The organism is Paenibacillus sp. JCM 10914, from assembly GCF_001315105.1.
Classification (GTDB): domain Bacteria; phylum Bacillota; class Bacilli; order Paenibacillales; family Paenibacillaceae; genus Paenibacillus_AQ.
The window spans coordinates 43,610-66,565 of sequence record NZ_BAZR01000016.1 but is presented as its reverse complement, the minus strand read 5'-3'; the positions used below and the strand labels follow the sequence as shown (position 1 = coordinate 66,565).

The following is a 22,956-nucleotide window of genomic DNA, read 5'->3' as shown; positions in this document are numbered from 1 at the left end:
TTCTTGCCCCCCTTGGAATGTTCTGGTATGCTAGTGTCCTTCTCTCAAAATTTCGCCTTGTCTGAAGTGGACGGGATCGCCGTCCAAAATGCTTATCGGAGGTGCTTCATGCTTTATTTCACCCTGGCTTCCAAAGCCTATGCCCGCAATTTGCAATACCGCGGCGCACACATGGTGCACAACATCGCAAGTGCGATGTTCGGCTTCATGTATGCCTGTATCTGGATCGGTCTTGGTGCCGATTACGCCCTCGGCGAGTACGGAACGCAAGGAATGGTGGGTTACATCGCCTTTACCCAAGCCGCGCTCTGGATCGCAAGCTTTGTCACGAATGGCCTCGGCATTCCCCAAGCCGTAAGAACAGGCCATATCTCACTGGATTTGATGCGTCCCGTTCACTTGTTCAGCCACTTGATGGCCAAGGAATGGGGGCAGATCGCCTACCAATTCATCTACAAATCCATCCCGATCTACCTCGTCTATTATTTTGTCTTCTCATTACAATTGCCAGCAAGCATTTCCACCTATCTCTATGTCGCCCTTGCCCTGGCCGGAGCCGGTTATTTATCCATCTGCATCAATTATCTGATTGGCGCGTCTGCATTATGGACAACGGAATCGTCATGGTTGTATTGGGGCAATCATGCGTTGATCAATCTGCTTGCAGGTTTCTTCATTCCGCTTGAATGGCTGCCAGGCTGGCTGCAAAGCATCGCTTGGTGGTCGCCGTATCCGTATTTGCTGTATGTACCGACAAGGATCTATCTCGGGTTCGGGGACGTCTCCTACTTATGGGGAACGTTGATTTGGTGCATAGTGCTTACACTCGCCTGTTTGCTGGTAACCGGTTTTTTAAGACGCAAGGTGGAGGTGCAAGGAGGATGACGCTCAAATCCTGGATGTCCCTGTACGCGCTATTGATCCGGACAAGCATCAAGAGCCGGATGCAGTATAAGTTCAACTTTATATTGGCTTCATTCTTGGCTGCACTGATACAAATCTCCGAATTTCTTATGGTGGCCATCGTTCTGTATAAATTTGGCGCCATTCAAGGGTGGTCGATGTATGAAATCGCCTATCTGTTTGCCGTTATGACATTATCCAAGACGATCTATCGCACGCTTGCTGACGAAGTACACCATCTGGAGAAATATCTCGTGAACGGAGAGCTCGACCAGCTATTGACGAGGCCTATGCCGGTACTGCTCGCGCTGCTGCCACAGAAATTTCGGATCATGCTGGGGGAAGTGCTGCAAGGGGGATTCTTGCTCTGGTGGTCGCTGCACGGGATGATGTCGACCGCTCAGGTGGGATGGAGCGCGGTACCGCAGTCATTCTTCATCATTGGAACAGGTGCGGTAATTCTGTTCTCCATTGGGCTGGCCACCGCTACCTTTGGCTTCTGGACCACTCGTATTGGTGAATTGCAGAACCTGACGGAGGATGCCGCCCGAACCGCAGCCCAGTACCCGCTGACCTTGTATCCGAAATGGATGTCTTCGATTCTGTTAATCGTGATCCCGGTCGGGCTCGTTAATTATGTGCCTTCACTCTACATACTTCGCGGTGAACTGGGCGTTTGGGTGCTACCGGCTTTGGCGGGTGCAGCAGCGTTATGCCTCCTACTTAGCCTCAAGTTCTGGCAGTTCGGCCTAACTAAATATCAGAGTACAGGAAGCTAAATAAGGGAGGGGCAAGACCATGATTGAAGTGCAGCATATACGTAAGGAGTTCAAGACCCCGGTGGTGAAAGAAGGGCGATTCTCGGGTCTGCGCACGCTGTTCACAAGGAATATCGGACGAAAGAAGCGGTGCGGGGAATCAGTTTTGAGATCGGGCGCGGTGAGTTTGTCGGATATATCGGACCCAATGGTGCAGGTAAATCAACAACCATCAAAATGCTGACCGGCATTCTGCACCCGACCTCCGGGCAAGTGTCCATTGCCGGCAGAAATCCCCATAAGGATCGGCAGAGCGTGGTGAAGAATCTGGGCGTGGTGTTCGGGCAGCGCAGCCAGCTGTGGTGGGATCTGCCCGTGAAGGATTCGTTCGATATATTGGCCAAAATGTACAGCGTAAACGATCAGGACAAGGAGCGCAGACTCCATCAGTTTGCAGAATTGCTAGATTTACGAGCGTTCTGGGATACGCCCGTACGGAAGCTGTCGCTCGGGCAGCGGATGCGCGCCGACCTTGCCGCCGCGATGCTGCATGACCCGGATGTATTGTTCTTGGATGAGCCGACGATTGGCCTTGATGTGAACGCGAAGCGGAACATCCGCCAGTTCCTGAAGCTGATTAATGCCGAGTTCGGGAAGACGATTCTGCTTACCACCCACGACATGGACGATATTGAACAACTCTGCAACCGGGTGATGGTGATCAATGGCGGTGAGCTCTCCTATGACGGCACGGTACGCTCATTGCGTGATACGATTGGGCTTCCGACACTCATCACGGTTTCATTCCGCGGTGCATTTCAAGTCCCAGATCGCGCACGTTCCGATGACAGCCGCCAATCCTCGTTGCGCGTACTGCAGATCGTAGAGCAGACGGTGACGCTGGAGGTGAACCGGCGTGAGATGAATACGCTCGATATCGTCAAGGAATTGGGCCTGTGGGGAGAATTGGACGATTTCGATATGCAGGACCCGGATTTCGAGGACGTTATCCATCGCGTGTACTGAATTATCTAGCCTGAGCATCTTTCACATACGCCTATCATATAATGAAATAACCAGGGAACCGCTAGGTTCCCTTTTAATTTGGGTACAAATCGATATAGAGCAAGTATAATATAGACAAGTTATTTCAATTTATAAAGGGTGAACCCTCATGAACATAATGAACTGGATCTGGTTTCGGTTAGGAAAAAGACACTGGAATAAGCGCGATCTGGAACGAGCACTGTATTATATGAGAAAAGGCGAGCGTGCCATTACGGATATGAGCGACCATATGATCTACGCGGAACTCTTACATAACGACGGTCACTCCGAAGAGGCTTTGACTTACTTAGGACAAGTAGCAAGGACCGCGCCTGATCATCGCGTGCATGAACGGCGGGCTTATATCTTGCGTGAGTTGGGGCGTGACCATGACGCCATCGAGGATCTGAATGAAGCGATTCGGTTAAACGATGATCACTATTTGACGTGGTTTACTCGCGGAATTACGCATAAAGATCTGCAACAATATGACAAGGCCATTGCGGATTTGAAGGAGAGTATGAGAAGGGAACAGCAGGATACGGTTATTTCTACTTACTATGAGCTGGGCATGGCCTATTACGAGAGCGGGAATCCCAAAGAAGCTGTTATCTATTTTAGCAAAAGTGTTGAGCTGCCAGACCGCGCGATTCCGATCTATTATTATATGCTGGCGGCTTGCCTCGATTTGCTGGATCGACTCCCGGATGCTGTTCGCGCCTTGCAAGCAGGCATACGACTGCTGACGCGTTATCAGGAAGAGGAGGATGGAGGCTACGCTTTGTTTGCTCGAAGCACAAATTACAGTTACGAAGCCTTTCTGATCTTTCAACAGCAGGTGAGAGACTCCTGCGATTTCAGGAGGGTATTGGCTGATCTTTATTTCAGACTGGGCCAATATCACGATGCCGAGCGTTCCATTGAAGAAGGCTTGGCACGGTTTCCGGACGCCCACGAATTGTATTTGAAGCGCGCCGAATTGAGGCATCATAGCGGACATAAAGAAGAGGCCAAGGCGGACCTGAAGCAGGCAATCGAACGATCTCCCGACGATTATCGCGCGTATTTCGAATTAGCTCGAATCTACCGGAGGATGGTCTGGAGAAGGACGCCTTCGAACTGATATCAAGTCTCTACAAGCGCTTGCCGGAATCGCCGCTGGTCTGTTACTGGATGGCGGATGCGCTATACCGCGCAGATCGCAATGATGAGGCGCTGGCACTCAGCGGCAAGCTTCTGTCGCTGGAGCCTGACGATGCTCCTAATCACGTACAGCGCGCTGATATCTACATGGAGCTTGGCGATCTGGCATCGGCTGAGAAGTCACTGAAGACGGCCATTGCGATTCAGGATGGGCCCGAGATCCGCAATAAGCTAAGCTATGTGCTGTATTTGGAAGGGCGTAACGAGGATGCGTTATTGGAGCTGCAAGAGGCGGTGAAGCAGGATGCAGGATTTGCGGAGCAGCTGACTTATTTGGCCGCCAGCGGCCATATTTATAAAGAGATGGGCATGTGGGACATGGCAGTGGATGCCTATTCGCAGGCAATTGAATTAAATCCGGCCCATTCGAGATTTTATGAGTTTCGCGCGATATGCTACATGGAGACGGGACAACTGGAGCGAGCGATTGCGGATTGCACACACGGGCTGCAGTTGAATCCGCAATCCAGCAGCTTGTACATCCTGCGCAGCGGATGCTATTACTCGTTGGCTGACTACGCCTCGGCAAAAGAAGACATTATGCTGGCTTTGGAGCTGTCGCCGGATCATCCGGGTGCTTATTTCAGATTGGGACAAATCTGCAACAAAGATCAGGACGAGAATGCGGCATTGGCGGCTTTTGATGAGGTGCTGCGCCTCGTGCCCGGTCATGCAGACAGTCATCTGTATAAAGCGCATATTTACTATAGTCAATTTGAGCTTGAGGATGCGGTTTCGGCTATTGCGAACTGGGGCATTCATCTCCATAAGGAGATGCCGGCTGCGGATCGAATGCAAGCAATCGAGGGTTTGGAGGGCTTCGAGGAGAGCTTGCTCCAACAAGCAGTGGAGCGCTTGATGAATATGTACGGCCACCAGTTATATTTATCCTAGCGCGATCTGGTAAAGATTCCATTTCAAGCGGTTTGCAGAGGATGTCACATTTTGTCTGAACTTGTGGTATGATTCTAATTGTTGTTGCAGCAATTTTGCTCGCAGGCTTAAATAGCCGCGCGGGCTTTCTTCATTAGAAAGCACGGAATGCAAGGGAGGGATTGTTCTGATCTCGCTGCAAGAGGTTAGTAAAAGCTTTGTGAATGGCCATGACCGATTTCAGGCGATCGATACAGTCACGCTAGACGTTGCAGAGGGGACGATTCATGGAATCATCGGAGCGAGCGGTGCAGGAAAGTCGACGCTGCTGCGCATGATGAACGTACTGGAGCGGCCCGACTCTGGCAAGGTAATCGTGAACGGTCTCGACTTGACGTCGCTTGGAAGCAGGCAGCTGAGGGAAGCACGGCGATCGATCGGCATGATCTTTCAGCATTTTCACCTTGTCGGCAATCGAACGGCTCATGGCAATGTATCCATGCCGCTGGAACTGGCCAAGGTACCGAAGGCAGAACGATCGAAGCGAGTCGAAGAGGTTATGCGCTTTGTCGGACTTGAAGATAAAGCTGGTCAATATCCTGCGCAGCTGAGCGGCGGACAGAAACAGCGGGTGGCTATCGCAAGAGCGCTGGCGAATTCACCAGCCGTATTACTATGCGACGAGCCAACATCCTCATTAGATCCGAAGACAACAGCAGGCATCCTGGATGTGCTGCAGCACATCAACCGCACGCTTGGCGTCACGATTGTCATCGTCTCGCATGAGATGGAGGTTGTCAACGGCCTATGTGATACGGTGTCTGTCATGGAGGAAGGTCGTTTGATAAGAACCTATCAGAATATCGCAGGTATAGCCGTCGGGGAAGCGAGGAATTCGGATTAATGGGCTACGTGAATAACGTGATTCAATATTTGAACGATTACTTTGCTTATGTCATGCAGTACCAGGACGAAATATGGCGCGCCATAGGTCAGACGTTCGTCATGGTCGGCATTTCGATCGCCGCGGCGGTATTGCTGGGTCTTCCGGTAGGAACACTATTGTTTCTCTGTCGAAAAGGCCAACTGTACGCGAATCGGTGGTTATTCGCCGTACTGAACAGTCTGGTCAACGTCATCCGTTCATTCCCATTCTTGCTGCTGGTCGTTGTGATGATTCCGCTGACCCGCCTGATCGTAGGAACTTCGCTCGGGACGCTGGCAGCAGCTGTGCCGTTGTCTGTTATCGCGGTTGCTACATATTCAAGATTGGTCGAGCAATCCCTGCTGGAGGTGCCGAGGGAAGTGCAGGAAGCTGCCTCGTCGATGGGTGCTTCCAAGCTGCAGATGATCTTCAAATTCCTCTACGTTGAGGCAAGATCTGGACTCGTGCTTGGCTTGACGACATCCACGATCAGCTTCATCTCGTACTCTACGGTCATGGGCATTGTCGGTGGCGGCGGCGTAGGCGATTTCGCCATTCGTTACGGATACCAGCGGTTTGAGACCGAAATCATGGTGTTCACGATAATCATCATGATCATTCTCGTCCAGTCGATTCAGTTCAGCGGGACTTTGGCGTCGAGACTTCTTGATAAAAGAAGAAGCTAGGCTTTCGTTCATTTTTGCAGCAACACCTGTTATAAAAATCAACCTATATTTTACCTGGGGGTAAACATCCATGAATAAGAGATTACTACTGCTCATACTGACCGTCATGCTCGTTCTGGCGGGTTGCGGTCAACAACCGACGGCAGACGAGAGTGAAGCGAACGGCGCTAACGAATCCAACCAGGAAGTGACTTTGAAAGTCGCTACGCTCATTCCACCGATGACGGAGGTGCTCGATCTTGTGAAGCCTGTTCTTAAGGAACAGGGCATTGACCTTGAGATTCTGGTTCTATCGGATAATGTGCAGCCGAACAATGCACTTGCCAATAAGGAAGTGGATGCGAACTTCTTCCAGCACGTACCTTATATGGAGGAATATAATGAGAATAATGGTTCTGAGCTGGTACCGGTAACACCTATATATAATGCGATGTTCGGCGCTTATTCGAAGGGTTATGACAAGATAGAAGAGCTTCCAGAGGGCGCAACGATTGCGATTCCTAACGATCCTTCCAACATCGGCCGTTCTCTGGTCATGTTTGAAAAGAATGGTTTGATCAAGCTGAAGGAGGGCGTCGGAATCAAGGCAACGCAAACCGACATTGTGGAGAACCTGCACAACTATAAATTCACCGAAGTCGACTTGCTAATGCTGGCCCGCACCCTAGACGATGTCGATATGGTTGCCATGACACCGGCATATGCAAAACCGCTGGGACTCACGCCGAAAAATGACGCACTGGTGACGGAAGGCAAGGATTCCGACTTCACGATCACGCTCGTGGCACGTAAAGATAATGTGGATTCCGAGCCGATTCAGAAGCTGGCCGAAGCCATGACGAGTCCGGAAGTGAAAAAGTTCTTCGAGGACAACTATTCCGAGATTGCGGTACCTGCATTTGAATAAGATGATGTTCAATCCAACATAAAAGAGTGGATGATTGAAGAAGACAGCGTAAGCTGTCTTCTTTGCTGTCGCAACTTTTGTCATGAATTGACCAAGGACATGACAACTGGATATAATTGAGAAGGTAATTTTCGACACATAGACAGCCCATATTCGGCTGGGAAGGTACTTCGAGACTAGGCTTTACATATCGCAGCATGGTGTTGTTGAACAAACAATAACTAGTATTGGAGATGGGATACGATGAAAGAGGAAGTTATCGACAGACTCATTACCTATGCGCAAGTAGATACGCAATCCGATGAGAACAGCAGCACAACGCCATCGACGCCAGGACAGTTGACGCTGGCCCGCTTATTGGTGGATGAGCTAAAGGACATCGGGATGCAAGAAATAACAATGGACGAATCGGGTTATGTCATGGCAACGCTTCCTGCCAATTCGGACAAGGACATCCCGACTATAGGTTTCCTGGCTCACGTCGATACGGCGACGGATTTCACCGGGGCAGGCGTGAAACCACAAATCGTTGAACAATATGACGGTGGGGATATCGTTCTGAATGAAGCCCAGCAAGTGATTCTATCTCCGCGCGATTTTCCAGAGCTAAGCCGATATAAGGGACATACCCTGGTTACGACAGATGGTACAACCTTGCTTGGAGCAGACGATAAAGCAGGCATAGCGGAAATTATGACAGCGATGGCCTACCTGGTACAGCATCCGGAACTGAAGCATGGCACGATCCGGGTTGCCTTTACGCCGGATGAGGAGATCGGCCGGGGTCCACATAAATTTGACGTGACCGCCTTCGGGGCAAAATATGCATACACCATGGATGGCGGTCCGTTAGGCGAGTTGCAGTATGAGAGCTTTAATGCAACCGCCGCCCTGATTACCTGTAAAGGAAAGAATGTCCATCCTGGTACAGCGAAGGACAAGATGATCAACGCGTCCAAGATAGCCATGGAACTGCATGGTATGTTACCTGCGGAGGAGGCTCCAGAATATACGGAGGGCTACGAGGGCTTCTATCATCTGACTTCAATCGAAGGGGATGTGGAACTCACCGAGCTCCGTTATATCATACGTGATCATGATCGGGCGTTGTTCGAAGGAAGAAAAGCAAAGCTGGCTTCCATAGTCGAGGAATTGCAGCATAAATACGGGGCGGAGCGGATTGTCCTTCAGATGAGAGACCAGTATTATAACATGCGCGAGAAGATTGAACCGGTTATGGAAGTGGTTGACATCGCGAAGACGGCGATGGAGAAACTCGGGATCGAGCCAATCATCGAACCGGTCCGCGGCGGAACCGACGGTTCCCAGTTGTCTTACATGGGATTGCCGACACCGAATATATTTACGGGCGGCGAGAACTACCACGGCCGCTTCGAATATATATCAGCGGACAATATGGTGCTGGCCGTCAAGACAATTGTCGAGATCGTTCAATTGTACGAAACACAAGCTTAATCAAGGCGATTAGTGATACGATGCAGCAAGCCACCGGAATGCGTGTGATTCCGGTGGCTTCTTTATTAGTTCCAGAACGGCAAGCATCCGATTCAGCCCTTCTCCAGTTTGGAGCGGTATTCGCTCGGAGTCATGCCATACCGTTTACGGAATTGCTTCGAGAAGTACAAGGCATCGTTGAATCCGACCGAAGATGCGATCTCGTGAATGGTGATGGATGTCTTCAACAGTTGTCGCGCCTTCTCGATTCGAACTTTGATTAAGTATTGCATTGGCGATAGGCCGGTGAATTGTTTGAACATCTTGGACAAATGCGCTCGGTGGTAACCGAGGGTTTTGGCCATGTGGTCTATCGAAAGCTGCTGATGGTAATGGGTCGATATCCAGCGCTCTGCTTCACGTACGCCTTTCTCAATATCGGGAATATCCTGAGTGCTTGGGGGAAGGAATTCCTTATTCAGCATGGCGAGTTGATGAAGGAGCAGTCGGGCCCACCCGGATGATTCCAGATCCTCAAGCCAGGGCTGGTTTGATTGCTTGAAGCACTGTCTTATATGGCGATACAGCATCGTTAGCTCGGTCAATTGATTCGGATTGGCGCAATGAATAATCGGATGAGTTGGGGTAATCCCCATGTCAGCCATCATCATGCCGGGTTCTTGATCCAGCAGAGCCAGCCATATATAGTGCCACGGATTATGGGCGTCTGCTTCGTAACTGAAGGTAACCCCCGGTAGAATGACAAACGTATCACCTGCTTGCAAGTGGTGCAGCTTGCCGGCACATTCGAATACGCCTTTGCCATGCAGCACCGTATGAATTAAGACATATTCGCGAGAGAGCGGACCGATCTTGTGGCGCGGTACGGGTGTGCCTTCACCACTGAACAGCACTGTCAACTCACCACCAGGCGAGGGATTTGTGCCGATGGTTAACAGGGTGTGATCTGGAGATATCGACATCAAAGAGCGGATTCCTCCTTCAGGCCAAAAAGTATCGTCTGGTGACGATCACCGATAACGATCAACCCCAGCTTAGCCAATAAAACAACAAATGTCCATATCTGAATTGTTTTGCTCCATATTCAAAAAAAGGTGAATATTTTATATTAATTGTTGTGAAAGCGTATTAATGTGAAGATTCAGGGAGGGTATTATTTGATGTCCAAAATTACATTTATCGGAGCTGGTAGTACGGTTTTTGCTAAAAACGTATTGGGAGATTGTATGCAGACACCAGCGTTACAAGGATTTGAACTAGCACTATTCGATATTGATCCCGTTCGGTTGAAAGACTCTGAGAACATGTTGAATAATATAAAGAAAACGAGCGGCAGCACATGCGTAGTCAAGTCTTACAGCGACCGCAAAGAAGCGCTTCGGGACGCCAAGTATGTTGTCAATGCGATTCAGGTCGGAGGTTATGACCCGTGTACCATTACTGACTTTGAAATACCTAAGAAGTATGGGCTTCGTCAGACGATTGCCGATACCGTAGGCATTGGCGGAATCTTCCGTAACTTGCGTACGATTCCGGTTATGCTGGATTTTGCAGCCGACATGCGTGAGGTATGCCCGAATGCGCTGTTCCTGAACTATACGAATCCAATGGCGGTTCTGACGAATGCTATGAATACGCTTGGCGGTGTGCAGACGGTAGGTCTTTGCCACAGCGTGCAGGCGTGTATCCCCGATCTCTTCAAGAATCTGGGTATGGAGACAGAAGGAATCCAGGCGAAGATCGCGGGCATCAATCACATGGCTTGGCTGCTTGAGGTGACGAAGGATGGCGTTGATCTCTATCCGGAGATCAAGCGACGTGCAGCAAAGAAGCAGAATGAGAAGCATCATGATATGGTCAGACTGGAGATGATGCTGAATTTCGGATATTATATAACAGAATCATCGGAGCATAACGCCGAATATCATCCGTACTTTATCAAGCGTAATTATCCAGAGTTGATTGAGCGCTTTAACATTCCGCTGGATGAGTATCCACGCCGCTGCGTAGACCAGATTGAGCGTTGGAAGACAATGCGTGAGAGCCTTGTTACCGACCAGGATTTAACGCATCATCGTTCTCACGAATACGCTTCGTATATCTTCGAAGCGATGGAGACCAACGTTCCGTTCAAAATCGGCGGCAATGTCATGAACACGGGGCTGATTACGAATCTTCCGAAGGAAGCTTGTGTCGAGGTACCATGTCTGGTTGATGCGAGTGGTGTGACTCCAACGTATGTCGGGGATCTTCCACCGCAATGCGCTGCATTAAATCGGACCAATATTAATACACAGCTTCTTACATTGGAGGCGGCTGCTACCGGTAAGAAAGAGCATATTTATCATGCTGCGATGCTGGACCCTCATACGGCAGCGGAATTGTCAATTGATGATATTAAGAGCCTGTGTGACGACTTGATCGAAGCACACGGAGATTGGCTGCCGAAATTCCAATAAGGCAGGTGATGATATGGCACGTAGTCCCATCGATTACATTGTAGAGTGTATGGATCTGGATCAGAGCGGGTCCACTATTCAGCGTATTCAAACGGCTCATCGGCTGAATTTGGCTAACATCTGGGGTATTCGAGAAGGTGATCGTATACTTGAGATTGGCTGCGGCCAAGGTGACACAACAGCCGTACTGGCTTACTTAACCGGCGAATCAGGTGCTGTGTACGGTATCGATATTGCTTCGCCTGATTATGGAGCTCCATTAACGTTAGGTGAAGCAGCAGCGAAGCTGCTGCAATCGCCATTGGGAAGTCGGATACAGATTCAATTCGAGACGGATATTCTGTCTTCAGACATCGAATATGAGGCGAATCATTTCGATGTGATTGTCTTATCTCATTGCTCGTGGTATTTAGAATCGGCTGATCAACTTGAGGCGATGATCCGAAAGGCCAGGAGATGGGGGAAGAGGTTATGCTTTGCAGAATGGGATGTGCGGATACAGATGCCTGAGCAATATCCTCATCTGCTTGCCGTTCTTATTCAAGCACAGTATGAAGTATATCAGCTTGATAGTAGTTCCAATGTACGGACGATGTTCACTGTGGACCAGGTGCGGCGAATTGCGGAGTCGGCTGGATGGGTTGTGTCGAGGGAGGAAGTGCTTCATTCGCCGGATCTTCAAGACGGGCACTGGGAGATCGATATGGCCCTACATGCGTATGAGGAAGCCCGCCAAGGGCTTGGGCATGGACCATCCAAGCTGTTAACATTAATGCAATCCGAACTCTACATGCTGCAGCAAGCCAAATGTCAACATGGTGTCAAGCCGTTATCCACCTTTATCCTGAACGCCGAATGATGTTGAATACACGGTAATGTCACTAAAACCGCTCCTTAAGCGAATGGCCGCGCATCGCCTCCATTTGCTTGACAGGGCGGTTTTTTTGGCGTCTCGATTGCTCAGGTTGTGATCGGTGCCAGCGGCAGGGTAATCGTGAAGGTTGTACCAGACTGGGGTTTGCTGTGTACCGATACGTTGCCGTTCATGGCACGGATTGCTTGATAGGAATAGGTAAGTCCAAGTCCCGTGCCACTCATCTTGGTAGAATAATAGATTGAGCCCAGCCGGCTTAATTGTTCGGAATTCATGCCAATCCCGTTATCGTGAATCTCAATATGAACATGGGAAATTTCTTCACGTATCGTTACAGTGACGGTTCCTTTAGCCACATCGCGGCTGGCTTCGATCGCATTCTTAATGAAATTGACAAGCAGTTGTTTCAGTTCTGACGTATTGCCGGAGATAAAGATAAGCATAGGCGGGCATTGGACGTTAATCGCGACATTATTCATATTGGCGTAGGACAACATCACATCCACGACGGAGCGAATCTGAGTGATCAACTCCAGCCGCTGCTGGTGCATGGCGGGAGGTTTGCTAATCGATAGGTAGTCGGACAGAATCTGTTCGGTCCGGCGGATTTCCTCCATGCTAATGTCAATGAATCGTTCGGTTTTCTCTTGCGGAAAGTTGCCACTCTTGATTAATTGGAGGAATCCGAGTACGGTCGTAAGCGGGTTGCGCACCTCATGGGCGAGCGAGGCAGCAACGTGGTTTACCGCCTCTGCTTTTTCATTCTGAATATATTTGAGCGACAGCTCTTTATCGGAAACGGATTTATTGAAAAGCGTAACAAGCAGCCAGATTCCGAGCGAATTATGGACCGGCATCATGAGAATATTGAAAATAAGATGATTCAGGATATAGTCGGGTTTGGTCGTATAGAGCACGATCAATGGAATGCATGAGAAGCTGATGCCGGCGATGAATATAATCCATAGTTTATGCCTGGACTTGTGATAGAGGAAGGCTAACATAGCCGACAAGGGGAAGGTGATCACCAAGATAATCATCGCATCGATCATGCCCGAACCCCCGATATAAAGCCGATAGAAAAGAAACTCCACCAGCAAGATCCCCCCGGTCATCATTCCGCCAAACAGCATGCCGAAGAACATAATCACATACCGGACGTCGAAGATAAGCCCCGTTTGAACGGATGAAGGAAAGGTCATCGACAGAAGCAGACAGAGCGAACAGATGAAGATAATGAAGTTGCGGGAATAGTTGACTGTCAGATTTCTGTAATAGATGTTGTAAGCGACAAAAGGCATTAACGCAAACAATAGCTGCAGCAGAATATCTTTGATCACTGGCAGTGGGCCCACCCCTTTGATGGATTTGGCAAAGTTCGCTAAGAAGATCCATGTCAATCTTGTTCGACATGAATCGGAGAAATCCTTGGCTGCGAATGGCATTAGCAAAAATTTATTGGTTATCAGTTGGTGGGAGATTACATATAAATGGATCAAGAAAACGCTTACAGTCAACGTTGCAGCCATGTCAAGACACTCAGCATTTAAGCGACAAAAGCACATTATCGTGAATGGAGGGTTCACAAGTGAAGCGAAACAAAGTGTTGCGGCCCATTTTCATTCTTTTGTTCGTCGTGTCCTTAATTGCTGCCGGATGCCAGAGTGTAACGCCACCGACAGCATCAGATCCACCGCCTGCCACCAACGAAGAGAAACCGCCTGGGGGCGAGGATAAGCCAGCGCCACAGGGGGACGCCAAAGCGACGCCCCGCAATGAAACGCTATATGTGAACGGCCTGCAATGGGGGGCACCAACGAATTTCAATCTGCTTAGTGGAAATCCGGCATTTCCGATTAACTATGGCAACTCCAGGGAGCTTATTTACGAGACGTTATTCATGGTAAACCAGTTAACCGGTGAACTGGAGCCGCTACTCGGTACGAAGTACGAATGGAGCGATGATCTTACCCTGCGCTTGGAACTGAACAAGGATGCCAAGTGGAGTGACGGCAAACCTTTCACTTCGGATGATGTGGTCTACACGTATCAACTTGGCAAGAAATACGACATCAACTGGAGCAGCTTCTGGACTTATATGGAAGAGGTGACAGCCGACGGTCCACAGACCGTTCTAATCAAATTAAACAAAGATAACCCGAATAAACTGACGGTGCTCGACAGTATAGAGTTGATCCCGATGCTGCCCAAACATGTATGGGAGGAAATCGAGAAGCAGGCCAACAATGATCTGGCTACCATTCGCAAGGAGGTTAATGCGGACCCGGTTGGAACAGGGCCATATAAGATGTACTTCTACAACGATCAGAAAATTACGATCGTTCGCGATGATAACTACTGGGGGCAAGCGCTCTTTGGCAAACTTCCGGCCCCTAAATACATTACTCATGTGATCTATAAGGATAATGCAGCAGGCGATCTCGCCTTTAAGAGTGGTCAAGTGGACGTATCGCAGCAGTTCATCCCGCAAGTATGGAAAATGTGGGAGGGCGGTGCCCCGGTCAAAACATATATCAAGGATGCTCCATATTACGTGCCGGGCTCCATGCCGTCCATCTTTTTCAATTTGTCGAAGGAAGGTCTCGACAATGCCGATGTTCGAAGAGCGATCGCGATGGCGATCGACTACGGCAAAATCTCCGAGCTGGCGATCAGCGGCTATTCGGCACCGATGCAGCCGTCATTGACATTAAATACGGATGCCGAATCGAAATATGTGGATCAGGATGCGATTAAGTCCCTGCAGTGGACGACCGATGTGGAAGCGGCCAATGCGCTTCTGGATTCCATCGGGGCTGCCAAGGGAAAGGATGGCATCCGGGTGTTAAACGGCACGCGTCTTGGGCCTTATGAAATCGAATGCCCTTATGGCTGGTCGGATTGGAACGCCTCGCTTGAGATTGTTGCCCAGAACGCCAAGGCGATCGGCATTGAGATTCGCACGAAATTTCCTGAAGCACCCGTATGGACGAATGATCTGCAGACCGGTAAGTTCGATATTATCATGAATACGCCGGCTGGCGGTGTCAGCCCGAGCCAGCCGTGGAACCGGGCGATGACGATCATGTATTCCAAAGGCGTTGCTCCGATTGGCGAGATGGCGTTCTACAACTGGGGTCGCTACAAGAACGACAAGGCCGATGCCATCATCGAGAAGATTCCAACCGTTACGGATGAAGCTGAATTGAAGAAGCTCTATACGGAGCTGACTCAAATCTGGCTGACCGACATTCCATCTATTCCGCTTATGTATCGTCCGTGGGTGTTCGATACCGTCAATGAATCGGTATGGAAGGGATTCCCGACAGAGGGGGACGGCAGCAATATTCCTCCTCAGATCTCCATGGATGGAGCAGGAATTAAGGCACTGTACCAAATTCATAACTGATTGAACAACCGAAAAGACCTATATTAGCGGGCATATCCACCACTGATATAGGTCTCTTTTCCACCCTTGGGTCGCTGCGTTTGTACAGGTTATGCATGGTTATGGAGGTGAGCTGCTTGAGTGTTTATGGCAAATATATGGTTAAGAAATTTCTCTGGTACTTTCTGACGCTGGTGATTGCGGTTGTACTGAATTTCATGCTGCCACGCATGATTGAAGGCAATCCGGTCAGCATGATTGTGTCGCAGATGACGCAGGGGATGACCGATAGTGATACGATCAAGCGGGTATACGAGACGTTCATGGTCGAGTTCGGGATCGACAAGCCCCTATGGGAACAATTCATCATTTATGTCAAAAACCTGGTCACCGGCAATTTGGGAACCTCGTTCGGACTCTATCCGAAGCCCGTAACCGAGATTCTGGCCTCCGCGGTTCCGTGGACGATCGGTTTGCAGTTGCCCGCGATTCTGGTCGGCTGGCTGATTGGTAATATTTTAGGCGCCGTTGCGGCATATCGCAAAGGTGTATTTGATAAAGTCATTTTCCCGGTTGCCTTATTCGTGAACTCGATCCCCTTCTTTACGCTGGCGATCATCATGTTATATGTATTTGCGTTGTCTCTGAATTGGTTCCCGCTGCATGGTGGTTACGATTATCAGATGGTGCCTTCGCTTAGCTTCGAATTCTTCGCCTCTGTGCTAAGACATCATACATTGCCGTTCCTGTCGATCGTTCTTGTTACCATTGGAGGTCAAGCGATCGGTATGCGGGAGATGTCGATTTACGAGCTTAATTCGGACTACGTACTGTATAGTAAGCTGCTTGGCATTCGGGATTCCAAGATCGCTAAGTATGTATTTCGCAACGCCATGCTTCCACAAATTACAGGCTTAGCGCTATCGATCGGCACGATGGTCGGCGGCTCACTGATCTGCGAGATCGTGTTCAGTTATCCAGGAATCGGCACATGGATGTTCACGGCGATTCGTCAGTTGGATTATCCGTTAATCTCGGGCTGTACCTTGCTGATTGCCGTTGCCGTGCTGCTCGCTAACTTTACGATTGACTTAATCTACGGCTGGATCGATCCGAGAATTAAGGCCGCTCAGATGGAGGATCAATAATATGAACAGTTCCTTTCGCATATTGATCAAATCGCCAAAGTTTATGTTCGGAGCCTGCATGTTGCTAACCATGATCGGTCTGGTGTTGATCTATCCGCTGTTTAACCGCAATGATCCGCTTGAGATGATTGCACTTGCCTATCAGCCTCCGGATTCCAAGCTGCTGCTGGGTTCCGATAATTTCGGCAGGGACCTGTTTCTCGAATTGATCTACGGCATACGCACTTCCTTACAGGTTGGCTTGATTGCGGGGGTATTTGCCACGATGATCGGTCTGGTCATTGGTCTCGCTTCGGGTTATATCGGAGGGATGATCGACAACTTGTTAACCGCTATCACGAATATATTTATCGTGATCCCTTCGTTTGTTATCTTGATTTTGATCTCGGTCAGTATCGATTCCCGCAGCTCGTTTGTGACGGCGGTGATCATCGGCATTACGAGCTGGCCTTGGACAGCGAGAGCTGTACGGGCGCAAACGTCTTCGCTGCGTAACCGGGATCATGTGAATATTGCCAAGATCTCCGGGTACAGCACGCCACGAATTATTATTTCGGAAATTCTGCCGTACATCGCTTCCTATGTCGTGATGGCCTTTGTGCTGCAGACGGCCTCCGGCATCCTGTCCGAAGCCTCGATATCCATGCTGGGCTTGGGGCCGTACAATACGATTTCTCTAGGTATTATCATGAACTGGGCGCTCGTATTCGAAGCCCCGGTAGCCGGTGCGTGGTGGGCCTTTATTCCGGCAGCGATCTCAATTGCCATCATCACCTTCTCCTTGTACATGATGAATACCGGAATGGATGAAATTTTCAATCCGAAGATTAGGAGCTGATGGTTGCTTTGACAACACCTATACTGGAAGTTCATGAGCTGAAAACCTATTATCGTACCCGTCTGAAGGAGCATGTCTATGCGGTGGATGGCGTGAGTTTTGCGCTTGAGAAAGGGAAGACGCTTGGCATCGCTGGTGAGTCCGGCTGTGGCAAATCGACGCTTGCGCTCAGTTTGATGGGGTTTTATTTTCCACCACTACATTTCGGCAGCGGCTCGATTGTCATTAATGGAACGGATATTATGAAGCTCGGCAAGGAACAACTGCGCGCCCAGGTTTCGGGAAGAGAGATATCGTATATCCCGCAGGCTGCCATGAATGCACTTAATCCTACGCTCAAAATCATCCATTTCATTGAGGACATCATGAAGGAGCATCGTCCGGAGCTGAGCAAGAAGCAAGTGTGGGATATGGCTGCCGAACGATTCGAGACCTTGAACCTGTCAACGAAAGTATTGAAATCCTACCCGAACGAGTTATCCGGCGGCATGAAGCAGAGAACCGTCATCGCGATCTCCACCATATTGAATCCGAATGTACTGATTGCGGACGAACCAACCTCGGCGCTGGACGTGACCTCGCAAAAAGCGGTAATCAAGCTCTTGAAGCGTTTGATGGATAACGGATTTATCCAATCGCTCGTATTTATTACGCACGAGCTGCCGCTCCTATATCATGTGACAGATGACATTATGGTGATGTACGCAGGCGAGATTGTCGAGCGAGGTACGGCAGAGCAGATGATCTTCGATCCGATTCATCCGTATACGAAGAAATTGATGGGTTCCATCATTGTACCTGAAGAAGGAATGAAGGAACACAAGCTAGCAGCCATTCCCGGAACACCGCCCAATCTGAAGAACGTGCCGGAAGGCTGCCGCTTCGCGGACCGCTGCTCTTATGTGCAAGATGCATGTCGTACAGGCAAAGTCGCAAGTCATGCCGTGGAGGAGCGAATCTATCGCTGTATCGTGGAACCTGATGTGCTGAAGGAGTGGTATGCCCATGGAGGGGAATGAAGTGCTGATTCGGGGAGAGCACCTGACGAAGGTATTCGGTTACGGTCAGCAGAAGACTACCGCCGTTGATGACGTCAGCTTTACCTTTCATGAAGGGGAGATTATTTCGATCGTCGGGGAGAGCGGGAGCGGCAAAACAACGCTCGCCAAAATGATTATGGGCTTGCTGAAAGAGAGCAGTGGACGAATCGAATATAAGGGCAAGCCAAGACAGTTGAAGCGGCACGCGGACCGCAAGAGATACTGGAAGAACATTCAGGCGATTTTCCAGGACCCGTTCTCCTCGTTCAATCTGTTCTATAAAGTGGAGAAGTTACTTCTCGATTGCATCAAACTGCAAGGTGAGAAGCTGACGAAGGAGCAGCAGTTTCATAAGATGAAAGAGGCGTGCTCATTCGTTAATCTGAAGTTTGAAGAATTGCATAACAAATACCCATTCGAACTGTCGGGCGGACAGATGCAGCGGCTGATGATCGCCCGTATCTTCATTCTTCATCCGAAGCTGCTGATTGCCGACGAACCAACCTCGATGGTGGATGCTTGCTCAAGGTCTACGATACTGGATATGCTGCTCAAGCTGCGGGATCAGAACAACATGACGATCATATTCATTACGCATGATGTTGGCTTAGCCTACTACGTGAGTGATACGCTCTACATTATGGAACAGGGGAAGGTGGTGGAACGAGGACCGGCTGAGGAAGTCATCCTTAATCCGCAGCATCGTTATACCCAGCAGCTCATCTCGGACGTGCCGAAGATCCATTCGGAATGGGATTTAGCGTGAACATGAATAGCCAAAGCGTATGATGCCCGGGGAATAACCACCCCGGGCATTGTGGCTTCACTGCACATATTTTCGAATCACCGACACTCGTCATGGGAATGAGTATTTTTATTTTTTTTTACATCTTCGCAATCTCGAATGTTTTACCGATAAAGGATGTGGCAGTTGTTTGGGATACAGACAGCGGCAGATATTATAGGTACGGTTCATGAAGAATGAACGAGTGCCGCACATCAAGGAGAAGCGATCTCATCATGCCTAACATCTATCATGAGTTATTTATTGTGGCACTCTTTGGATTCACGATCAGCGTAGGGGTTCTTCTATATAAATGCAGTTACAAGCGGAGGATAACGGATCAAGCTCTCCATACAGCCGAGCACAGATTTCGCATGCTGAACGATATGTTAATGACGCTGGATGTCGGATTATGGTCATTCGATATCAAGATGAAGAGGATTATGAATACGTCGGTGGCATTTCATGAGATCACGGGGTATACGCAAGACGATTTCGCGAAGGGCCTTGCCTGGGAAGAGATCATCCATCCCGAGGACATGCCCATCTTCCAGGCACTAATTCTTCAGCTCAAGCAAGGGGAAGCGGTCCATACGCAGTACCGGATTGTTCACGCCGAAGGGGATATTCGCTGGGTGCAGGTGAAGATGATCCAACCATGGGAAGCAAGGAGCAAATGGCAAGAGTGGATGGCATTGCTATCGATATTACATCCCGTCTGCGAATGGAAGAGGTTATGTACGACATAACAGAACGTAAGGAAATGGAAAATGCGTTGCGGGAGAGTGTGAACCGGTACCGCAGGCTTGTAGAGCTCTCGCCGATTGCAATCGCGTTATGCCGAGAACAGAGGTTAATGTATGTGAATCCGGCTGGACTACGGATTGTCGGAGCCGATGGTCCAGAGGATATGTTGGGCTCGAATCCTTGGGATTGGCTGCTCGAACCATATGGGGAAGCGGAGAGGAAGAGGTTTGAGCGGTTTATCAGGCAGGGGCATGTCTTTCCCCAAGAATTATCGATCCGGCGAGTAGACGGGGATAAGGTCGATGTGGTCGCCACAGCGCTTTATGACAGGGAATCGTTAACGACAGAGATTTTTTTCGAGGATATCACGGCACGAAAATCAGCTGAACGAGCGCTTGTGGAAAGTGACCGCACCAATCGTCATATTCTGGATATTGCACCTGTGGCGATGTTCTTGCACTCGGATTTCTCCTATATTTATGCGAATCCTGCGGGGTTGCGATTACTGGGGATTACCGATTTGGCACAACTGGACGGCTCGAGCTTTCAAGACGTCATCCTTCCGGAGCAATTGGATTTCGTGAAGTCAGAGGTACAGCACGTCTATGAGAAAGGCACGACTTCTACGCTATCGGAAAATAAGCTTGTGCGGCTGGATGGCACGGTTATCGACATCGAGGCGATCACCACGCCCATCCCCTACCTCGGTGAGAACACGGCCCTGACCATCATCAGAGATATAACGGAGAAGAAACGGGCAGAGTGTGAGCGCATTGCTGCCGAGCGGCTGGTGAGGGAGAGCGAGGATCGATATTTCCGTCTGCAGATGAGTCTGGATCAATTCTCATCTGATTTATTCGGAATGGTGAAGATCAGCGAGTTGAACGCCCGCATCGTGCAAGAAATCCAGAAGGTGCTGAGGACGGACAAGATTAGTCTGATTAAGATGCATTTCAGCAATCGGGACGTGGAGGTGCTCGGTGGAAATAGGGATTTGTCGCAAGAGCTGCTGAACACCATTCATCAACGCGGACCGGAGCATATTCCCCTGTGCAAACTGTTTGAGAATCGTGATGGGTATTATGTGAAGATCGGTGAAATCAATGGACATAGTTCCCTCATCTGCATGGGCAGTGATATTCCCCTTCTACAATTTCAAGCGAAAAAAATTTGGCTTGAAACGATTACGCGCTATGTCAGCGTTCTCTATGATAATTTTCGTGTCATTAAGGATTTGACGCTGGAGGTAGAGAAGTTGGGCTCCTCCCAGCAACGGATGCCGGTATGGTTACTTCGGCTCATGCTCCATCTGTCCGAGAATGAGCGAAAGCGGCTATCGCAGGATCTCCATGATGCCGCGCTTCAGGAGCAGATCGTATGGTACAGGAAGCTTAATCAGATTACGTCGGACGATACGCTGCCAGAACCGATCCGATGTCAACTGGAAGAGATCGAGCAAGGGTTGCTCGATGTTATCTATCAGATCCGGATAACGTGTAACGAATTAAGGCCGCCGCTGTTGAAAGAGGAGGGTTTGGAGAGATCGCTGGAGGCATTGTTTGAATTCACCCAGCTTCGGACCAATTATTCGATTCAATTTGATTGCTCTAACTTCGAGAACGACCTCAGTGATGACCGATTGATCGGGCTGTACCGGATCGTGCAGGAGCTTCTCAACAACGCGACCAAGCATTCGAACGCTACGGAAGTGAAGCTTACATTGTCTACGCAATCTGACGAGGTGAAGCTTCGATATCAGGATAACGGTATCGGCATGGACATCGACCGCAAACCGGATCAATTCAACACGATGGGCATCGGAGGGATGAAGGAACGGGTTCGCAGCATGAACGGCAAGATACAATTTGAGTCTTCTGATAGCGGGGGATTAGCTGTGTATATTGCCATAACAGCTAGATAAGGCAGATAGATTGATGATAAAGGGGTTCAGGGTCACGTGATAAAAATATTGTTGGTAGACGATCATCCCTCGGTTATGGAAGGAACCAAGGTGCTATTGGAACAGGAGAAGGATATCTATGTAAATCTCGCCAGTACGCAAGCGCGTGCGCTTGAGCTTGTCGGGGCAGAACACTTCGATGTCATGCTCATTGATATGCATATGCCCGGCATGAACGGGATCGATTTGGCCAAGCAAATTCAGCAGATCGTCCCAGATGCTGTGATGCTGATCTACACCGGATTCGAGGTAAGCAACCACTTCAACCTAATTGTTGAGGCCGGTCTTGCAGGTTTTGTCTTGAAGACGGCGGGCAAGGAGCAACTTGTTACAGCGGTTCGTTGTGCATTGCGGGGGGAGGTCGTGCTGCCCCTAAGTCTCGTCAAGCAACTGAGGAGGACAACCGGTTACGGTGCCAAGCGAGTGGAAGGGACAGGAACGCAATCGATAACGGATAAGGAATATGACATTCTTAAGGAAATAGCGCGTGGTAAGAGCAATAAAGAAATCGCCAGCTCGGTTCTAATGAGTCAGAGGTCATTGGAGTATTGCCTGACGAGCCTGTTTCAGAAACTGAATGTGAAATCGCGCATTGAAGCTGCGCTTAAGGCCAAACAGCTGGGCATTTTGACAGATACGGATTTCGGACAGCGGGAATAGCGAGGTCTTCATCACTTTATTAGAAGCATCCGCAGGTTGGTCCGCCAAAATCTTGCGTGCCTCCGCAACAAAATTTCGGTTACGAACCGAATGGTTGTGATTATGCTTAATCTACTGGATGAATATAGTCTGAAAGTAGGAAGGAAGGATGCTTGCGGCATGACAAAGGACCTAATAGAACGAGATGCTGACAACCTCTTGTCACCGGAAGAAATTGAAGAAATATTAGCAGAGCTTGAGAAAGAATGGAATGAACTTAACAGCCAGAAAAAGTGAGGGT

Annotated in this window: 20 protein-coding genes and 1 pseudogene; 19 read left to right on the top strand and 2 right to left on the bottom strand. The window is 49.4% G+C overall.

The annotated features are described in order from the left end of the window. Positions 1-108 precede the first annotated feature (108 nt). The 9 genes and pseudogenes from JCM10914_RS17370 to pepT all read left to right on the top strand — a co-directional run bounded on the left by JCM10914_RS17370 (position 109) and on the right by pepT (position 8,778). Positions 109-885: an ABC-2 family transporter protein gene (locus JCM10914_RS17370; protein WP_023963392.1), complete on the top strand. Its 777-nt coding sequence runs from the start codon at positions 109-111 to the stop codon at positions 883-885. Beyond that, positions 882-1,682: an ABC transporter permease gene (locus JCM10914_RS17365; protein WP_023963391.1), complete on the top strand. Its 801-nt coding sequence runs from the start codon at positions 882-884 to the stop codon at positions 1,680-1,682. Before JCM10914_RS17370 ends, JCM10914_RS17365 begins: the two co-directional genes overlap by 4 nt. 19 nt (positions 1,683-1,701) lie before the next feature. Then, a pseudogene (locus JCM10914_RS17360) lies at positions 1,702-2,687 on the top strand (ATP-binding cassette domain-containing protein). A 148-nt stretch (positions 2,688-2,835) separates the two neighbouring features. Beyond that, a complete protein-coding gene (locus tag JCM10914_RS30595; RefSeq protein ID WP_023963389.1) occupies positions 2,836-3,831 on the top strand; it encodes a tetratricopeptide repeat protein in 996 nt (331 codons plus the stop codon). A gap of 20 nt (positions 3,832-3,851) precedes the next feature. Beyond that, positions 3,852-4,805, top strand: a complete 954-nt coding sequence (locus JCM10914_RS30590) for a lipopolysaccharide assembly protein LapB (protein WP_231638692.1) — start codon at positions 3,852-3,854, stop codon at positions 4,803-4,805. Positions 4,806-4,971: 166 nt separating this feature from the next. Further along, positions 4,972-5,688, top strand: a complete 717-nt coding sequence (locus JCM10914_RS17350) for a methionine ABC transporter ATP-binding protein (protein WP_081739827.1) — start codon at positions 4,972-4,974, stop codon at positions 5,686-5,688. Next, complete coding sequence (locus tag JCM10914_RS17345; RefSeq protein ID WP_023963386.1) at positions 5,688-6,395, top strand: methionine ABC transporter permease; 708 nt, start codon at positions 5,688-5,690, stop codon at positions 6,393-6,395. Before JCM10914_RS17350 ends, JCM10914_RS17345 begins: the two co-directional genes overlap by 1 nt. Before the next feature lie 70 nt (positions 6,396-6,465). Continuing rightward, on the top strand, positions 6,466-7,302 hold the full coding sequence (locus JCM10914_RS17340; RefSeq protein ID WP_023963385.1) for a MetQ/NlpA family ABC transporter substrate-binding protein: 837 nt from the start codon (positions 6,466-6,468) through the stop codon (positions 7,300-7,302). A gap of 243 nt (positions 7,303-7,545) precedes the next feature. Then, positions 7,546-8,778, top strand: coding sequence for a peptidase T (gene pepT / locus JCM10914_RS17335; protein ID WP_023963384.1), 1,233 nt, complete (start codon positions 7,546-7,548; stop codon positions 8,776-8,778). A gap of 92 nt (positions 8,779-8,870) precedes the next feature. Here the strand turns inward: pepT and JCM10914_RS17330 are convergent, their stop codons facing one another. Then, positions 8,871-9,740 (bottom strand): AraC family transcriptional regulator, encoded by an 870-nt coding sequence (locus JCM10914_RS17330; protein WP_036718750.1) that lies wholly within the window; start codon positions 9,738-9,740, stop codon positions 8,871-8,873. A gap of 198 nt (positions 9,741-9,938) precedes the next feature. Between JCM10914_RS17330 and JCM10914_RS17325 the strand changes: the two genes are divergently transcribed. Both JCM10914_RS17325 and JCM10914_RS17320 read left to right on the top strand, forming a co-directional pair. Then, entirely contained in the window at positions 9,939-11,237 is a 1,299-nt protein-coding gene (locus JCM10914_RS17325) for an alpha-glucosidase/alpha-galactosidase (protein WP_023963382.1), read from the top strand. Positions 11,238-11,250: 13 nt separating this feature from the next. After that, complete coding sequence (locus JCM10914_RS17320) at positions 11,251-12,096, top strand: class I SAM-dependent methyltransferase (RefSeq protein ID WP_036718747.1); 846 nt, start codon at positions 11,251-11,253, stop codon at positions 12,094-12,096. 101 nt (positions 12,097-12,197) lie between these two features. Here the strand turns inward: JCM10914_RS17320 and JCM10914_RS17315 are convergent, their stop codons facing one another. Next, positions 12,198-13,457: a HAMP domain-containing sensor histidine kinase gene (locus JCM10914_RS17315; protein ID WP_036718786.1), complete on the bottom strand. Its 1,260-nt coding sequence runs from the start codon at positions 13,455-13,457 to the stop codon at positions 12,198-12,200. A gap of 242 nt (positions 13,458-13,699) precedes the next feature. Here JCM10914_RS17315 and JCM10914_RS17310 point away from each other — a divergent pair, with 242 nt between their 5' ends. From JCM10914_RS17310 to JCM10914_RS17280, 8 genes are all read left to right on the top strand, one after another. Then, positions 13,700-15,520: an ABC transporter substrate-binding protein gene (locus tag JCM10914_RS17310; protein WP_036718744.1), complete on the top strand. Its 1,821-nt coding sequence runs from the start codon at positions 13,700-13,702 to the stop codon at positions 15,518-15,520. A 116-nt stretch (positions 15,521-15,636) separates the two neighbouring features. Further along, positions 15,637-16,647 carry an ABC transporter permease gene (locus tag JCM10914_RS17305; RefSeq protein WP_023963378.1) on the top strand — a complete coding sequence of 337 codons (1,011 nt, stop codon included), beginning with the start codon at positions 15,637-15,639 and terminating at the stop codon, positions 16,645-16,647. Between the two features lies 1 nt (position 16,648). Then, entirely contained in the window at positions 16,649-17,485 is an 837-nt protein-coding gene (locus JCM10914_RS17300) for an ABC transporter permease (RefSeq protein WP_023963377.1), read from the top strand. 8 nt (positions 17,486-17,493) lie between these two features. Then, a complete protein-coding gene (locus JCM10914_RS17295; protein WP_036718780.1) occupies positions 17,494-18,504 on the top strand; it encodes an ABC transporter ATP-binding protein in 1,011 nt (336 codons plus the stop codon). Then, positions 18,491-19,291: an ABC transporter ATP-binding protein gene (locus JCM10914_RS17290; protein WP_023963375.1), complete on the top strand. Its 801-nt coding sequence runs from the start codon at positions 18,491-18,493 to the stop codon at positions 19,289-19,291. Before JCM10914_RS17295 ends, JCM10914_RS17290 begins: the two co-directional genes overlap by 14 nt. 254 nt (positions 19,292-19,545) lie before the next feature. After that, complete coding sequence (locus JCM10914_RS30585) at positions 19,546-20,058, top strand: PAS domain-containing protein (RefSeq protein WP_023963374.1); 513 nt, start codon at positions 19,546-19,548, stop codon at positions 20,056-20,058. Then, a complete protein-coding gene (locus tag JCM10914_RS17285; RefSeq protein ID WP_231638691.1) occupies positions 19,986-21,977 on the top strand; it encodes a PAS domain S-box protein in 1,992 nt (663 codons plus the stop codon). The genes JCM10914_RS30585 and JCM10914_RS17285 overlap by 73 nt, the downstream gene beginning before the upstream one ends. Positions 21,978-22,013: 36 nt before the next feature. Further along, positions 22,014-22,676: a response regulator transcription factor gene (locus JCM10914_RS17280; RefSeq protein WP_023963372.1), complete on the top strand. Its 663-nt coding sequence runs from the start codon at positions 22,014-22,016 to the stop codon at positions 22,674-22,676. Positions 22,677-22,956: the final 280 nt, after the last annotated feature.

Excerpts from the sequence above, each read along its gene's own strand:
- JCM10914_RS17290 (WP_023963375.1), top strand. The coding sequence starts at position 18,491 with ATGGAGGGGAATGAAGTGCTGATTCGGGGAGAGCACCTGACGAAGGTA.
- pepT (WP_023963384.1), top strand. The coding sequence starts at position 7,546 with ATGAAAGAGGAAGTTATCGACAGACTCATTACCTATGCGCAAGTAGAT.
- JCM10914_RS17300 (WP_023963377.1), top strand. The coding sequence starts at position 16,649 with ATGAACAGTTCCTTTCGCATATTGATCAAATCGCCAAAGTTTATGTTC.
- JCM10914_RS17345 (WP_023963386.1), top strand. The coding sequence starts at position 5,688 with ATGGGCTACGTGAATAACGTGATTCAATATTTGAACGATTACTTTGCT.
- JCM10914_RS17340 (WP_023963385.1), top strand. The coding sequence starts at position 6,466 with ATGAATAAGAGATTACTACTGCTCATACTGACCGTCATGCTCGTTCTG.
- JCM10914_RS17370 (WP_023963392.1), top strand. The coding sequence starts at position 109 with ATGCTTTATTTCACCCTGGCTTCCAAAGCCTATGCCCGCAATTTGCAA.
- JCM10914_RS30595 (WP_023963389.1), top strand. The coding sequence starts at position 2,836 with ATGAACATAATGAACTGGATCTGGTTTCGGTTAGGAAAAAGACACTGG.
- JCM10914_RS17325 (WP_023963382.1), top strand. The coding sequence starts at position 9,939 with ATGTCCAAAATTACATTTATCGGAGCTGGTAGTACGGTTTTTGCTAAA.
- JCM10914_RS17330 (WP_036718750.1), bottom strand. The coding sequence starts at position 9,740 with ATGTCGATATCTCCAGATCACACCCTGTTAACCATCGGCACAAATCCC.
- JCM10914_RS30585 (WP_023963374.1), top strand. The coding sequence starts at position 19,546 with ATGCCTAACATCTATCATGAGTTATTTATTGTGGCACTCTTTGGATTC.
- JCM10914_RS17285 (WP_231638691.1), top strand. The coding sequence starts at position 19,986 with ATGGCAAGAGTGGATGGCATTGCTATCGATATTACATCCCGTCTGCGA.
- JCM10914_RS17365 (WP_023963391.1), top strand. The coding sequence starts at position 882 with ATGACGCTCAAATCCTGGATGTCCCTGTACGCGCTATTGATCCGGACA.
- JCM10914_RS17320 (WP_036718747.1), top strand. The coding sequence starts at position 11,251 with ATGGCACGTAGTCCCATCGATTACATTGTAGAGTGTATGGATCTGGAT.